The following is a 13,030-nucleotide window of genomic DNA, read 5'->3' as shown; positions in this document are numbered from 1 at the left end:
CGCCCGAAGCTACCTATAGGAGGTGAAGGGGCGGATGGCATAAATCATCCGTCCCGCCGCTTCTAGGAAGAGAGAAACATTGAAGCCAATAACACTAGAGGTACCTGAACCCGACCACCCGATTTACATTTACGAGCTGACACCCGAGCAGATTTCGGCAATCTACGCGTCCAACAACTGGTACGTGATAGACGCGCTCGCCAAGAACGGAATCCCGAGCCCAAGCGAAATTGAAGCCATCATTGGGCGGCTGATCGACGGGCTTGAGACGGAATCCCACGGCCGCGAAGACCTCTACAACGCGTGCGCCCGGCTACTCGTCTTCCGCGATCCAGAGTTCCCAAAGTCGTACGAGGTTTACCTACAGGTGGCCTACGTGGACATGGAGCCGCTGGGGGACGAGTGAGAAAGATCCTCTTCTACCCCGATGCCCAAATCCCCTACCACAACCCCAACCAGCTGAAGGCGCTACACGCGTTCACTTCCGAGTGGGAGCCTGATGAGGTCGTCATCATCGGCGACTTCATGGACTTCCCCCAACCAAGCCAGTGGTCAAAAGGAACCAAAAGCGAGTTCGAGTCTGGTGTTGAGCGGGACTCGGAGACTGGCCGGAAGATCCTCGCGGACCTTAGGGGCCGCGTCGACGGCAAGGTGTCGTTCATCGAGGGCAACCACGACTTGAGGCCTCGGGCGTACCTGACGAGGTATGCCCCGGCGCTTGCCGAGAGCAGGGCGTTTCACATCGCGACCCTCCTGGACTTCGGCGGCCTGGGCGTCGACCAGGTCGCCGACTGGTACGAGTTCACGCCCGGGTGGATAGCCACCCACGGGCACCTAGGGCTCTCTCTGTCGACCATCAGCGGCCGGACAGCAGTCAACGCAGCCAAGAAGATCGGCCGATCTGTCGTCATGGGTCATGTTCACCGCCTGGCCGTGTCGTCGGAGACGACCGGGTACCAGGGCAAGGCGACCACCCTTACCGGCGTCGAGGTCGGTCACATCATGGACGTCAGGCCAGGAAAGACGCCTCCGTACCTGAAAACCGGCATGGCGAACTGGCAGAGCGGCTTTGCGGTTGCCTACGTCGACGGTTCCCATGTTCAACCCGTTCTTGTGCCGATGAACTCGGCCGGCGGCTTCACGTTCGAAGGAGACACCTATACGAAGGACGGAAAATCTTATGTTCGATGACGCCACCCTCGCGAAGCTCATCGGTTTCGCGAGGGACGTGTCGCAGTTTGTGGCACGCGAGTACTACACCATTGAAGCCGAGGACATCGAAGGCTTCCTATACGAGCACATGTGCTCGAACAGCGACCGGTACGCCGACCACATCGACGTAGACGGCTGGATTTGGGCTGTGATGTACGCGGAGGGTGTTCGCTACGCGAGGACGCAAATCGTCGACTTCATGTACCACTCCAGCCAATACATCTACACGCCCCAAGAGGTGCGGGGCCTGCTGGCTAAGGCGTGGACGGAAGACACCACCTTTACCGGTGTCGTCGCCATAGGCGACGAAACGGTCGCTGTCCTGGACCTGGTGACGGCGTTCGGAAAGCTTCGTCATGATCAGCAGGTTCTCATCAACCGGAAAATCGCGGGCGAGAAGCTGACCGATAGCGAACGCAAAGCCTACTACCGGGCAACCGAGTACATGACGCGGCTTCTTAACCGCCATTTCAACCGTCGAGACGAACGGGTCGACGGCATCGGCACCAGGCGGGCCATCAGTAACGCTCACGCCCAGGCCGTCACTGGAGACCAAGAGAACGGAGTCTAAATGAGGCCACTTACCGCCAATGAGCGACCAGACCCCGAGAAGGGGTGCGCGATCATCGTCGGAGGGTTCTTCTTCCTCGCGCTTTTCGTGGCGGGGCTCATCCTTGGAGTTCTCATTGGGTGAGAAGCCCCCCATCCCCTTGTACTGCAAACACTGTGAAACATTCATGGGGGATGAGAAGCATTTCGTGTGGGACGAGCCCGCCGAGAAATGGCAGTGCAAGGACGACCCTTCGTGGCGGCCTGAACCAGATGTAGAACCGCCCGCGGCTTCGCCGAGGCCGGCGCGCAAAACCCGACGAGCAACCCAGAAGGAGAAGTAAATGCCGTTCTTCACCTACAGGCAGAACAACAGCTTCGGCCGGTTCAGCTACGACGACACGGAGGGCGTCAGCTGCTACGTGATCGTTGAAGCGGCGGACGCGGCCGACGCCGACATGTACGCCCAGAACATCGGCCTGTACTTCGACGGAGAAGGCGATTGCCCCTGCTGCGGCTCCCGATGGTCCGCCCAGGACTCCCCTTGGGGTACGGAGCCGGGCGACGATGACCCGTCGGTTTTCGGGCAAAACCTCCTGGACCCTGGCGCGCACCTCCTGTCGGGATGGATGGGGGACCGCCCTGAAGGTTTCATTCACTACCTTGACGGTCGAATGGAGGCGTTCTACGCCCCCAACGGGGACCTTCTGGAGCGTGTGTCCATCCGAAGGGTGGCATGGGTGAACGGCCAGGAGGCCGAGCTGCCCGCCGCCGCAGCGTGAACAGCTTCCTTCACGCTCAATCATCCGTCCGAAGGTGGGGGGGCTCCACAGATGACTACCTCCCGATCCACACCTTCATAGACAGCTCAAAACAGGTGGTTGGCGACGTACGCCACCGCAGTATCTACCACCACACGCTAGGCGTGTTCCTGTGCGAACGAATCTTCGGGGCCACAATCACCGTTCAGAAGGCCACGAAAACCGTTCAAGTGCCTGTCCGGCTGATCGCCGAACAACACATTCTGGAAGACCTCGGGTGGCTACCGACCCCCGCAGATTACATCGAAGGCATGCCGGTCAAACCGTGGATGTCCGGCAGCGTCCTGAGGGAAGTCCCCCTATCGACTCTCCTGAAAGAGAACGCGAATGACGAAAACTAAGGTACGAACCACCGCCTTTGGCCTCCCTGTTGAGGGCGAGCTGTACCACCCCCGATCGGCTTCTAAGGAGCAGCTCGGCGAGGACGAGTTCGCCAAGCTGATTCGCCCCCTGATCAATTCGCCCCGGGTGGAGGCTATCAGGTGGGAACAATTCACCCCCTACTTCAACGACGGCGATTTGTGTGAATTCGGGATTAGCGGTGCGCGTCTCAAGGTGAACGACCGGGCCGACTTCGGAGAGGACGATGATTACACAGACGGCTTTTTCGGAGAGTACACCACCGCGCTAAAGGGCGGGCAGGCGGAGAAGTACACGCCCGGCAGGTGGACGGGCTCAACCTACACCTCGGCTGTGTGGGAGCCGTACGGCCCTGTATGGCCGAAGCATGAAGACTATGGCGACTTTGAGAAGCTCGCCGATGGAATCGAAGCGGGCTGCTTCGACGACTACCTTTACGAAACCTTCGGTGACCACGCCGAAGTCACTGTCTACAAGGACCGGATCACCGTAGAGACGTACGAGCATGACTGAGATCCTCTACATTCCGGCGGCAAGTGTCGCGAAGCTCATGCAAGACCTGTCCGGCACATGGGGCCTGAGCGCCTGGGCGTACGGCGAGAAGGTCGCCCTTCACCCCACCACCAGTGAATACCTGAAAGAGAAGGGGTTCGTCCGCGTCCACCTGACGCGAAGCCAAACGAAGCGGCTTCAGTCGCTCGTACGGACTGAATCCCTAGAAAAGCGTTACGAGATCAGCCAGTGATTAATCATCCGTCCAACACGCAGGAGTACAAGTGAGCACGTTCGAGTTTGAGATGGGCAACGTCGAGTCCTTCAAGACGGAGGGTGGGAGGCTCATCGTCACCCTACGGGACGCAGGTTTCCGGAACGGGTGGATGAACAGAGCAGCCCTGGTTGAAGACCTGAAGAAGAGGGCCGCCTCCTATGAGGAGAAGGCAAGAGCCCAGGCCGAGAGCGGCTATTACTCTTCCGCCATGTCGCTCGGCCACTACGCCGCCGAATGCCTTGACATTTCGACGGACATCTCTACCGGCCGTGACGTGGCAGTCGCGTACTAAATGAGCTGGACCTACATCCCCGGAAGCCTTCTAGCTGAGCACAAGGAGAAAGAAACCATGTTCAACATCACCGTTGATCGCTACTACGGCGGCTACATTGATGTCTGCATCGAGGGCCTGCCTTCGGACGGCGAGATCGCCTACGGCCCGGATGAGGACGAGGTGATCAGGCGACTCAAGCAGCTACGGCGCGAACTGAAGAGGGCCATCGAGCGAGTCAAGGCCTTCTAAATGCGCCTAGAGAAAATTATCTACCTCGACGGCTCCATCAGCATCGGCGACCTGCAAGAAGCCATAACAAAGTACCGCATCCCCTCTGACGCGATCGTGGAGTGGAGTTACGACTACGGCGAACTGAAAATCGAGCTTATCGAATGACCATCGAAGACATCATTGGTATCCCAACCCTCATCGCCTTCATCCTCGGCCTTCTGGCCGGGTTCAAGCTCGCCAAATAGAGAAAGAAGATCATCATGACTGCCGCCGTCCGCACTGACCGCTACCCCCGGCCGATCAACCGCTTCTCCTTCGGCAAGGAAATGATTGAAGACTGGTATGTCGACCGGGAGAAGATCACCATCGTTCTCGACCCGAACAACGTCCAGGTCGAGTTCAACGAGGAGGTTTGGGTGAGGCGGGACGCCGTCCCGGACGGCTACGTGAAGACCTCCGACGTGGTGGAGGCGCTCAGGAAGAGGTCAAAGGAGAGCGAAGAGTCCGCCGGACGCATGGCAGGGATCGAGGCTTACCACCTTGCGGCCAATCAGCAGGATGAGGCGTGGCTGCTCGAAGCGCTCGCGAACAGCATCGAGGAGGGGCGCCGCCTGGCATGAAGATCAATGAAGACTACTTGTTCGCAGCGGCCTTCGCCCTGGCGCTGATGGCATCCCTCATCATCGGAGTCCTCACCCGGTAGACACTGCCGTTCCAGCAGCAGAAAGCCCCCAAGGTTTCCCCTGGGGGCTTTCTGTGTTTCAGGACTCGCAACCGGTCGGCATGCCGCGGTGCGGAGGTTTGGGTTTAGACGTCGTAGGCGCCGGCCTTGATGCGGCCGATGAACGCGGCCCACCCGGCAGAGCCGAAAACGAGCGTGCCGCCCTTGCGATCCTTGGTGTCGCGGACGGCCATGTTGCCCCCCTCCAGGGAGGCCACTTCTACGCAGTTGCCGCCATCGTCACCTGACAGAGTGGACTTACGGAACCGGGCGGCGGCGAGGCTGTCAGTCATGTCCATCTTTCCATCGTCTCCCTAATCAGGGCGCGGGATTCACGCCGTGGGAGGGCATCTCCCCGCACCGCACTATGCCTGAAGAGTATCCCTCGCACACGCTGAGGCCGAGTCGTGGTTCGATCTGACCCTGTGGGCTGCGACTCGGCGTAGGCCGCCCGCTCAGGGAACCCTGTCATTTCGGCAACGGCGAGCCCCCCTAACAAGCCTAGGACGCCCACGGCAGCGATAGGTGAGACCTGGATCGACAGCTCCTTTCTAGCACCCATCTCTGTCAGGTGCTCAAGCTGTTCTCTCATCACCTTCGGCCCGCCGATCGGGCGGTGAAGCACTCCTTCATCCAGTACGACCCAGAGGGCTGTGGGTGGAGACCGGTAAAGGATCGCCTGTCGCGCCAGGCGCGCAGTCACCTTGTCCTCCACCTGTTCCTCAGTGATGTGTGGACTGTGGCTCAACACGGCCCGTGCATAAGCCTCGGTCTGGAGTAGGCCGGGCACCATCAGGGGCTCCCAGATGTAGAGGGTGTGGGCGACCTGTTCGAACTCCAGCCAGGTCCGGAACCAGGCATCAGGTGTCCGGATGCGGTCCAACCTCTCCCGAAGGCCGCGCAAGGTCGTGCCTAGGCCCAGCGCCTTGTCTAGGCCGTCGGCTACCTCCCGGGTGGGAAAGCGTTCTCCCTTTTCGAGCATCCCGACCAATCCCGGCGACATCGGCACGGCGGTAGCTAGCTGCCGTTGGGTAAGGCCTGCCTCTCGCCGGTAGCGGGCCAGCTCGCTTCCGAATTGTGTAGCCGAAGAGGCCTTGGCCTCTTCGTTAGCTTTATTGCCTTTTTTGCCCTTTTCTTCCATGGTGACCCTTCGCGGAAGGTCGAGCTTGCTCACAAGCGAATGTGAGCTAAGTGTGAGCAAGCTTTGCTAGCCGCGTCAAGGCTCTCTTTGCGAAGGTGGTCACACCGAAACCACGCCCACGTCGCCGGGCGAATGGAGGGTCAATGCTGGCCACGCTAGGAATGAGACAACTAGGCTCAGAAGCCGCAGCAGCGCGCGAAGCGCGCCTTGAGATTGCTAAGACCGTGGGAGCCGACCACCCCGCCTACGAAGACCTCCGGCTGGTCGTGAGTGAGTTGGTAACCAACGCGTTCCGACACGGCCCGCCCGACGGGCGCATAACTCTACACATTCGAAGAGAAGAGGGCGATTTCCTCATTGAAGTCGCCGACGACGGCACTAGTCGGCCTCGCCCCATACTGCGAGCCCCCGACCCCGAGGTCAACCTTCCCGAGAAGGGTCTCGGGCTGTGGAACGTGCACGTCATAACCCTGGGGCGATGGGGCTTCCAGGACCGGCGCGGCCTGCCCGGCTGCGTCGTGTGGGCACGCATCCCGGCACATCCCCACCGGTAGAGGCGGGGACCTAAACCCTCTCGGCAGGGGTGTCAACGGGCAAATACCTCGGGGAAGGCCCAGCCCGTCCGCTGTACGGGCCTCCCCCTGTCGAGAGGCACCAAATCCTGGTGGAACTGAGTTGATCAAAAAGCTTTTCATCGGCGTCATCATCATCGTCCAAACGGTCTTTATAGCGTGGGCGATTGAATACCCTAAGGTTATTCCTAACGCCCTTTTCGGGGCATCGCTACTGGTTATGACGCTGCTAGCCGTAGTCGCGCTATCCGGCCCCAGTTAGCCCTAAATCCCCCGACGGGGCCTGACCGCGAGATGCGGGCAGCCGTCAACTGAAGCATTCTTCCAGTCTGCCCCGTCGGGTTCATGTCCAAAACCGGTTCCTTGACGATCGAAAGAATTAGAGGCCCCATGGCGTACGCGTGTTCCAAATGCCAGGACAATAACGTGTATTACGACCCCGGTTATGGGGACGACGGTATGAGGATCTGCACTGCCCCGGTGCACGGCTCCCAAGCACAGGCGAGGCGGGAAAGAGAGGACCAGGGCAACAACAACCCGGAGGAGTAGAAAGCCATCAACCACCCCACCTCCGAATGAGGCGATTTTGTGAGAGTCGTTACATTCAACATCTGTAACGGTGGAATAGACAACGGAAATAACGGGCGGCTTCTCAGGCAGCTGGAAAGACTTTCCGGCCTTGATGCGGACGTCATCGCGATTCAGGAAGCGAAGGGTTGGGCCGGACCCAACACCAAGGTATTCCATGGCGGTAAACCCTTCCACTTGGCCAAACGCATCCTCGGCCTGGACGGCTACCTGATCCCGTCCGACCACGACGGCTGCCACCAGGCGCTTTTCGTGAAGGCTAGTGTGGTGCAGGTCGACGAGGAGAAACACAGCGTGGGGCCTCCGTACTGGCACGGGGCAGCCCATATCCGTGGTCTGGTCGACGGCCGGATGGTCTCGTTCGTCGGCGTTCATCTGGCGCCGTCCACTCCCCGCCTTCGGGAGATCGAGGCGGAAGCCCTGGCGCTGAAGGCAAGAAGAGGTGAGCCCATCATCATGATGGGCGATTGGAACGCGGTTCCTGTCACGTGGGCCGATACCTCTGGAGACAGGCGCAAGCTTGACCGTCAGGCCGCCTATGCCCTTTCTGAAACCGGCCTTCGTGATGCGGCTGTCGAGCTGGGCGTTACAACCCCAACCGTGGAGGCGCCGCTACCTTACCCATGCGACCGGATCTATTACCGGTGGCTCACCCCCCGAGCGCTTCGAGTTGGAACCGGCGACTGGGGCTCCGATCACAGGCCAGTAATTGGTGACTTTGATGTCCCGGCCGTAGGGGCGGCAGCAGCATGACGGAACGAATCTCCTGTGTCGCACTGGACTATGGTTCGACGCTCACTTCGCCAGGATCACCAGTTGATCCCATTCTCAAGATGAGACGGATCACTCCTGCCGCCGTCTGGGCAGTCCGCGACCTCCACGAAGCGGGGATGACTCTGATCCTGGCCTCCAACACGAAGGACGGCCAGGATCGGCGCGAAGCGCTCCGTCGCGCGGGCATCCTGGACTGCTTCAGCGTGACACTGCAATCTGCAACCCTTGGGGTCGAGAAGCCTAACCCGCGCTTCTACGCCCTTGTTCTTGCTGCCGCTGGCGTCGCCCCTGAACGAGTGGTCTCCGTTGGTGACCGCAGGGACAAAGACATCTTCGGCCCCATCAACCACGGCATGAAAGCCGTACTCGTCCAGAGAAGCGACTTCGTCGACAAGACACCTTTGCCTCCCGGCGTCAAGACCATCCCCACCATCTCTCACCTTCCCGACCTGCTCGAAACCTGGCGATAGCCGCACACCGGAGACGGCATGCGGCTAAGCTTCAAAGCGAAGCCCGGCACCGTTTCGAGGCGATGGCCTGGCTTTCGTTCCGGCAGGCTCAGCTGACTTCAGTCAGCTGAGTCTGCGCCGGGCTAACAGCACTGAGCCCACTTCAGCCCCCCGGACCCCGCCGGGGGGCTGTTTGCTTTAGAGACTGATCCGAACTCCGCCCCGGGCCAAGACAGAGGAAGGGAACCGGGTGATCTCACGCTCGGCCAACACCTCAGGGAAGACGCCTAAGGTGCCCGCGGTAAACAGGGCAGATAGGCATAAGCGGCAGCTCAGAAGAGGGGCGATCTCGCAAGAGGAGTTTGACCGGATCTACATGCACAAGGGGCGGGCAAAGAGGCAGCTCAGCAGGATATACAAAAGAGAAAAGGGAATCTGCTCCTGGTGCAAGGCGCCCGTTCCGAGGGACCAGGCGAGCCGGGATCATGTCGTCTCCCTGAAGAAGGGGGGCACGAACGACGACTCAAACGTTGTGCTGGCCTGCAAGGGGTGCAACGCGTTGAGGAACGAAGAAGCTCGATCTGAACCTTCGTGAACCGCGGCCGGCGGCCTGAACGGTTCACCTGAAGCCAAGGCAGCCGCGGCCGGCCTCTTGAGCGAGAACGCTGAACGTTCTAAACGACCTTGAACCGTCAGATTTGCGCGCACAGCGAGGAAGCTCCCCCGGCGGGGTCAAGCTGTTCAGGTTGGGTGGTATACCCCTGGTGGGTTTACGTCGCCCTGAACGGCCTGTGTTCAGGTTTTGAACCCAGCGTTCAGGCTCTCAGCTAGTTTTCGTCGATTTGACGATAAGGGTTCTACGCGTATATGAGGTGTGGTTCGGGCGTTTGGGACGCTCGGTTCAGGTCTTACGAAGTGCCATGCGTGCGGCTTGGAAGGGCCTAGAACGCTCGCAGAGGCTCTATCTCTGCCTGGTGAGTCTTACGGCGCCCACTAGGGGTGTGAGTGGCTGTTGGGGGCTGTTGGGGGCCGTGCGTGGGACGGCCCCCGCTAGGGGTAGCTGGTTTTCGAAAGCGTGTTTGAGAACTTAAATCATCCGTCCGCCTAGGGTCGGGGGTTCGGGGGGTTCTGTGGGGGTGGGGGATTCGGACTTTCGGGCATGGCTGTTTATGAAGTGTCATGTTTCGGGAACCGGACTTTAGGCTATTTGGGGCGTCTTTCGGGCATGGTTAGTTGGCAAGTTTCTTTACAGTAGGCGTTTTTTGGTGATCTTCACCAAGATCGTTATGGGCTCTGAGCAGGAATTTTGGCCCGTTATGTTTTTGTGACTTGGCACTTCGTAAGAGGTTCTGGCAATGTTCTCGGTGTCGCACCAAGCGATGCGGAACCGCCCCCCAGGGGGCGGGGATGCGGCTAATTCAGAACTTCACAGTGCGTCGAAGGGAACGGGGCCTAGCGGTCCCGACGTCCTAGGGAACCTAAGCCGGTGCCGTTGTTGACCGTGAGCGGGCTAGCTGGTTTAGGGGTTGGGTGCGCTCTATGAAAGTAGGGGCAGGCACGCCAAATTCAGCAGTCGCGCGACTCACACGGGAGTAAGGCGGCTGAAACGGATCTAGAGCGGATGTCGCAGACGGACCAATGAGAGTCCGGCAGCAGCGCCACCGTTGCAAAGGTTCTAGAGGCCCGTTTGGGTTGAAAGTGATTCCAGATAGCCGATTGACTTGTCTCGGCTGGACAGGGAATGGCCGTAGATGCCGGAAGGTGGACACCCCCTTAGACGCACCGTGGTTCTGTTCAAATAGAACAGGGGTCAAGCTCACAGATACAGAAGCCTGAACGTTCTTCTGGCGACCGGTTGAGAGTCGAATAGTCCACAGGGACTTATGACGGAAGTCTCCCGATCGTGAACGGTGTCAGGACGGTCTGCGAAGCGAGTTTGATCTAGCCGAACCTTCCCGAACGGAACGAATGGCAGGCAGGACCTAGGCGCCATGGCGCCGCTTTAGGTCCGGCCGTGAGGCTCAACGATGCCAGTACATGGCACTTCGTAAGAAGTGTGCCCGTGAATGGCACTTCGTAAGAAGTGTGCTCGCGGGTGGCACTTCGTAAGGCCTCTCGACTTCCGGAAGTTCAGGTTGGGGGATACGGCTAGCCCCCGGGCCTTAACCCTGGTCGCTTAGCGACCCGCCCTTTCCGCCATGGCGGGTGGGGTGTCCGTAGGCGAATGACCCGTGGTGCTGGCACGTCCCAAAGACGCGACTGTTTCTTGAGAACTCAATAGTGATGAATCCGGCAGAGGTGAAAGTTGCCTTTGGCCGAAGGGTCCGGAACCTGGCCTAGTTCGTAGATCTAGGCCGGGGTAACGGGTCACCGGTGGACGGTTACGAGAAATGGAGAGTTTGTCGAATCCACTCCCGTCCATTCATGCCCTGGCTCCCGATGGGGGAGGCCGGAATCAGGACCCCAACAGTCCGTCAGGTAGTTCGAATCTGCCCCAGGGCACGGCATTAGCCAGCGAAAGGGAGAGAAATGGAAGAGTGCGTTTACTGCGAGCTTCCGAGCCTGGTTTGCAGGGGCGGCCGTTGGTTCTCGGTCGCCTACAGGTACCGCACCGATTTCTATTGCACGTGCTGTCTTCAGGTGGTCCTGTCGACCGAATCTGACGCGGCTAGCGCATGGCGGGCCTACCACATTGAGTGCAACCACTAACAGGAAGGGGGTAGGCGTCGTGTCTGGAAATGAACGCAGGATGCGACTCACGGCCGCTTACAGGTCGGGGTGGATGTCCTACACGGAGTACCACAAAATGATGGACCGCGTTGAGTGGCAGGAGAGTGCCGCGAGTCAGGAATGTGGGCTTTTCGACGTGTCCTCATTCCGGGCCGTTGTGAAAGTTGAGTCGCGTAAGTCAATTCCTTTCAGGGACGCGACTCCGGAGCAAATCCGGTCGCACATCGGCGCGTGTGAAACGTGCCAGAAAGATGTCTCCGTGACCTATCGGCGGGGGCGCCTGCGCAGCGCATACGCTCCGTCAATGCAGCGCTATTGGGCTGCAAAGGTAGATGAGCGCATCGAGGAAATCCATAACGGATTCATCGAGGTCTGAACCTGTCATTGGTCAAGCGTGCGTGGGGGCGCACGCCGGACCATTAATGGGCTCAACCGTGCCCAGAATCAACCTGATCAGAAAGGGAACGTGGTGGAGATTCCGAAGTGTCACATCAGCTTGAACCTTTCGACCGCATCGACCATTCACGACGCCGGGCACCCCACGTGGGAAGTGAACCTTGGGTTCAAGCCGGAGGAATTCGGGATGTGGTACATGTGCCTCTGCACGCGAACCATGTTCACGTTCTTCGACCAGGGGGACGCGACCACGGCGAAGTATGTCGGGGAATACCACTTCGGGGATGAGGAGAACCTCACCTTCGTTCTCTACCGGCGCCAGGAAGACGGGTCGGACCTTCCCCGAGAGAAGGTGTGGGAAGGGGTCTACCCGATGTCCCTTCCGGGGGCGGAAGGGTTCAAAGACCTCCTTGGCCAGTACGGCCGAGAGCGGTTCTCCGACGTATTCGGGTGCTACCCGGAAGACATTGGCCTTCCGCCTGTCGATGGCGCCTAGCGGGGTGCTTGACCTGATTCTTTCGGCGTGGGCTGTGGCCCTGCCTGTGGTGTTCTGGTTCGTCTGGCGAAACACGTAGAAGGAGAAAGAGAAATGCGCGTCGGAGAGAAGCTCACCTTCGCCTCAGGGGAGTTCTACGTCTTGGACTTCACTCCCATCGGAGATGAGGGGGCTTTTGTTGCCCTTCTGTTCGCCCCGGGAAAGGACGTAACCCCGTTCGTGGTGGCCCGCTTCAACGAGGGCGATAGGGAGTGGTGGCAGGGGAGCCACGCGATGACACATGAGGGTGCATATCGCTGCTACCGAGAGCGGCTTGTGCGGGAGAGCCTGGCTTAACCGGCCTTACCGGTTCCCCGAAATGCGTAAGCATGTCATCGCAGCATGCCGGGGGCTCATCAACACCAACCAACGAAAGGGTAGCCATGGGCAAGAGGGGCGAGAACATCGTCATTGTTCTCAAGGCGGGATTTGAGTACGGCGTCGGGAAGATGAGCGCAGAGGTTTGCGTACAGAACAACGGTATTGCTCCGTCGCATAACGAAGGGATTCTTCTCAACCCGATGATGGGTGGCCATAGCGACTGGGAAAGGAAGTACGGTCACCTCGCGAATCTCCGTGCGAAGGCCTTCCTGGACAGGAACGGCAAGGCCGCCTATGGGTGGAGTGTCGAGTACGCAGACCCCGGGACTGTGCTTTTGGCGGACGCCGAAATCATGGTCAAGACGTTGCGGCGAACCGATCGCGTAATGGGGCACCTGGCCAAGGAGTTCGGCACCCCGGATTCGTTCGGGCAGTTCGTTGCGCATTTCGCAGCGTCCCTCGGATGCACTCGATTTGCCGTAAGGCATGCGACCCCCCAGCCGGACGGCACCTATTACAAGTGGTTGGACACAAACGGAATGCTGCGTTGGGTCGCTTCCGCCGAAACCGGCGAGACGGCCTGACCC

Annotated in this window: 19 protein-coding genes; 17 read left to right on the top strand and 2 right to left on the bottom strand. The window is 59.8% G+C overall.

The features are described 5' to 3' along the window. Positions 1-79: 79 nt before the first annotated feature. The 10 genes from ABZ470_RS31900 to ABZ470_RS31855 all read left to right on the top strand — a co-directional run bounded on the left by ABZ470_RS31900 (position 80) and on the right by ABZ470_RS31855 (position 4,836). The gene (locus ABZ470_RS31900) at positions 80-406 is read left to right on the top strand and encodes a hypothetical protein (RefSeq protein ID WP_362916095.1); all 327 of its coding nucleotides are present in this window, start codon (positions 80-82) and stop codon (positions 404-406) included. Then, positions 403-1,191: a metallophosphoesterase gene (locus ABZ470_RS31895; protein ID WP_362916093.1), complete on the top strand. Its 789-nt coding sequence runs from the start codon at positions 403-405 to the stop codon at positions 1,189-1,191. The genes ABZ470_RS31900 and ABZ470_RS31895 overlap by 4 nt, the downstream gene beginning before the upstream one ends. After that, positions 1,181-1,783 (top strand): hypothetical protein, encoded by a 603-nt coding sequence (locus tag ABZ470_RS31890; protein ID WP_362916091.1) that lies wholly within the window; start codon positions 1,181-1,183, stop codon positions 1,781-1,783. The genes ABZ470_RS31895 and ABZ470_RS31890 overlap by 11 nt, the downstream gene beginning before the upstream one ends. Positions 1,784-2,105: 322 nt before the next feature. Beyond that, positions 2,106-2,543: a hypothetical protein gene (locus tag ABZ470_RS31885; protein WP_362916089.1), complete on the top strand. Its 438-nt coding sequence runs from the start codon at positions 2,106-2,108 to the stop codon at positions 2,541-2,543. Between the two features lie 366 nt (positions 2,544-2,909). Beyond that, the gene (locus tag ABZ470_RS31880) at positions 2,910-3,455 is read left to right on the top strand and encodes a hypothetical protein (protein WP_362916087.1); all 546 of its coding nucleotides are present in this window, start codon (positions 2,910-2,912) and stop codon (positions 3,453-3,455) included. Continuing rightward, positions 3,448-3,687 carry a hypothetical protein gene (locus tag ABZ470_RS31875; RefSeq protein ID WP_362916085.1) on the top strand — a complete coding sequence of 80 codons (240 nt, stop codon included), beginning with the start codon at positions 3,448-3,450 and terminating at the stop codon, positions 3,685-3,687. Before ABZ470_RS31880 ends, ABZ470_RS31875 begins: the two co-directional genes overlap by 8 nt. Positions 3,688-3,718: 31 nt before the next feature. Further along, entirely contained in the window at positions 3,719-4,003 is a 285-nt protein-coding gene (locus ABZ470_RS31870; protein WP_362916083.1) for a hypothetical protein, read from the top strand. A gap of 57 nt (positions 4,004-4,060) precedes the next feature. After that, entirely contained in the window at positions 4,061-4,234 is a 174-nt protein-coding gene (locus ABZ470_RS31865; RefSeq protein ID WP_362916081.1) for a hypothetical protein, read from the top strand. Beyond that, entirely contained in the window at positions 4,235-4,381 is a 147-nt protein-coding gene (locus tag ABZ470_RS31860; protein WP_362916079.1) for a hypothetical protein, read from the top strand. Between the two features lie 95 nt (positions 4,382-4,476). Further along, entirely contained in the window at positions 4,477-4,836 is a 360-nt protein-coding gene (locus tag ABZ470_RS31855; RefSeq protein WP_362916077.1) for a hypothetical protein, read from the top strand. Between the two features lie 187 nt (positions 4,837-5,023). Here the strand turns inward: ABZ470_RS31855 and ABZ470_RS31850 are convergent, their stop codons facing one another. Together ABZ470_RS31850 and ABZ470_RS31845 are read right to left on the bottom strand one after the other, a co-directional pair. After that, positions 5,024-5,230: a DUF397 domain-containing protein gene (locus ABZ470_RS31850; RefSeq protein ID WP_362916075.1), complete on the bottom strand. Its 207-nt coding sequence runs from the start codon at positions 5,228-5,230 to the stop codon at positions 5,024-5,026. Further along, positions 5,227-6,111: a helix-turn-helix transcriptional regulator gene (locus ABZ470_RS31845; RefSeq protein WP_362916073.1), complete on the bottom strand. Its 885-nt coding sequence runs from the start codon at positions 6,109-6,111 to the stop codon at positions 5,227-5,229. The genes ABZ470_RS31850 and ABZ470_RS31845 overlap by 4 nt, the downstream gene beginning before the upstream one ends. Before the next feature lie 110 nt (positions 6,112-6,221). Here ABZ470_RS31845 and ABZ470_RS31840 point away from each other — a divergent pair, with 110 nt between their 5' ends. From ABZ470_RS31840 to ABZ470_RS31810, 7 genes are all read left to right on the top strand, one after another. Next, positions 6,222-6,632 (top strand): ATP-binding protein, encoded by a 411-nt coding sequence (locus ABZ470_RS31840; protein ID WP_362916071.1) that lies wholly within the window; start codon positions 6,222-6,224, stop codon positions 6,630-6,632. 606 nt (positions 6,633-7,238) lie between these two features. Then, positions 7,239-7,991 (top strand): endonuclease/exonuclease/phosphatase family protein, encoded by a 753-nt coding sequence (locus ABZ470_RS31835; RefSeq protein ID WP_362916069.1) that lies wholly within the window; start codon positions 7,239-7,241, stop codon positions 7,989-7,991. Then, positions 7,988-8,482 carry an HAD family hydrolase gene (locus ABZ470_RS31830; RefSeq protein ID WP_362916067.1) on the top strand — a complete coding sequence of 165 codons (495 nt, stop codon included), beginning with the start codon at positions 7,988-7,990 and terminating at the stop codon, positions 8,480-8,482. The genes ABZ470_RS31835 and ABZ470_RS31830 overlap by 4 nt, the downstream gene beginning before the upstream one ends. Positions 8,483-8,837: 355 nt before the next feature. Further along, positions 8,838-9,056 carry an HNH endonuclease gene (locus ABZ470_RS31825; RefSeq protein ID WP_362916349.1) on the top strand — a complete coding sequence of 73 codons (219 nt, stop codon included), beginning with the start codon at positions 8,838-8,840 and terminating at the stop codon, positions 9,054-9,056. 2,601 nt (positions 9,057-11,657) lie between these two features. Continuing rightward, complete coding sequence (locus ABZ470_RS31820; protein ID WP_362916065.1) at positions 11,658-12,083, top strand: hypothetical protein; 426 nt, start codon at positions 11,658-11,660, stop codon at positions 12,081-12,083. 93 nt (positions 12,084-12,176) lie between these two features. Further along, positions 12,177-12,419: a hypothetical protein gene (locus tag ABZ470_RS31815; protein ID WP_362916063.1), complete on the top strand. Its 243-nt coding sequence runs from the start codon at positions 12,177-12,179 to the stop codon at positions 12,417-12,419. A gap of 86 nt (positions 12,420-12,505) precedes the next feature. Then, complete coding sequence (locus ABZ470_RS31810; RefSeq protein WP_362916061.1) at positions 12,506-13,027, top strand: hypothetical protein; 522 nt, start codon at positions 12,506-12,508, stop codon at positions 13,025-13,027. Positions 13,028-13,030: the final 3 nt, after the last annotated feature.

The sequence above is a fragment of the Streptosporangium sp. NPDC020072 genome (genome assembly GCF_040631445.1).
Lineage (GTDB): Bacteria > Actinomycetota > Actinomycetes > Streptosporangiales > Streptosporangiaceae > Streptosporangium.
This window is presented reverse-complemented; position numbering and strand designations above follow the sequence as displayed.

What these genes read in the sequence shown, in the direction of transcription:
- ABZ470_RS31890 (WP_362916091.1), top strand. Translation starts at nt 1,181, where the DNA reads ATGTTCGATGACGCCACCCTCGCGAAGCTCATCGGTTTCGCGAGGGAC.
- ABZ470_RS31885 (WP_362916089.1), top strand. Translation starts at nt 2,106, where the DNA reads ATGCCGTTCTTCACCTACAGGCAGAACAACAGCTTCGGCCGGTTCAGC.
- ABZ470_RS31880 (WP_362916087.1), top strand. Translation starts at nt 2,910, where the DNA reads ATGACGAAAACTAAGGTACGAACCACCGCCTTTGGCCTCCCTGTTGAG.
- ABZ470_RS31875 (WP_362916085.1), top strand. Translation starts at nt 3,448, where the DNA reads ATGACTGAGATCCTCTACATTCCGGCGGCAAGTGTCGCGAAGCTCATG.
- ABZ470_RS31865 (WP_362916081.1), top strand. Translation starts at nt 4,061, where the DNA reads ATGTTCAACATCACCGTTGATCGCTACTACGGCGGCTACATTGATGTC.
- ABZ470_RS31860 (WP_362916079.1), top strand. Translation starts at nt 4,235, where the DNA reads ATGCGCCTAGAGAAAATTATCTACCTCGACGGCTCCATCAGCATCGGC.
- ABZ470_RS31855 (WP_362916077.1), top strand. Translation starts at nt 4,477, where the DNA reads ATGACTGCCGCCGTCCGCACTGACCGCTACCCCCGGCCGATCAACCGC.
- ABZ470_RS31850 (WP_362916075.1), bottom strand. Translation starts at nt 5,230, where the DNA reads ATGACTGACAGCCTCGCCGCCGCCCGGTTCCGTAAGTCCACTCTGTCA.
- ABZ470_RS31840 (WP_362916071.1), top strand. Translation starts at nt 6,222, where the DNA reads ATGCTGGCCACGCTAGGAATGAGACAACTAGGCTCAGAAGCCGCAGCA.
- ABZ470_RS31830 (WP_362916067.1), top strand. Translation starts at nt 7,988, where the DNA reads ATGACGGAACGAATCTCCTGTGTCGCACTGGACTATGGTTCGACGCTC.
- ABZ470_RS31825 (WP_362916349.1), top strand. Translation starts at nt 8,838, where the DNA reads ATGCACAAGGGGCGGGCAAAGAGGCAGCTCAGCAGGATATACAAAAGA.
- ABZ470_RS31815 (WP_362916063.1), top strand. Translation starts at nt 12,177, where the DNA reads ATGCGCGTCGGAGAGAAGCTCACCTTCGCCTCAGGGGAGTTCTACGTC.
- ABZ470_RS31810 (WP_362916061.1), top strand. Translation starts at nt 12,506, where the DNA reads ATGGGCAAGAGGGGCGAGAACATCGTCATTGTTCTCAAGGCGGGATTT.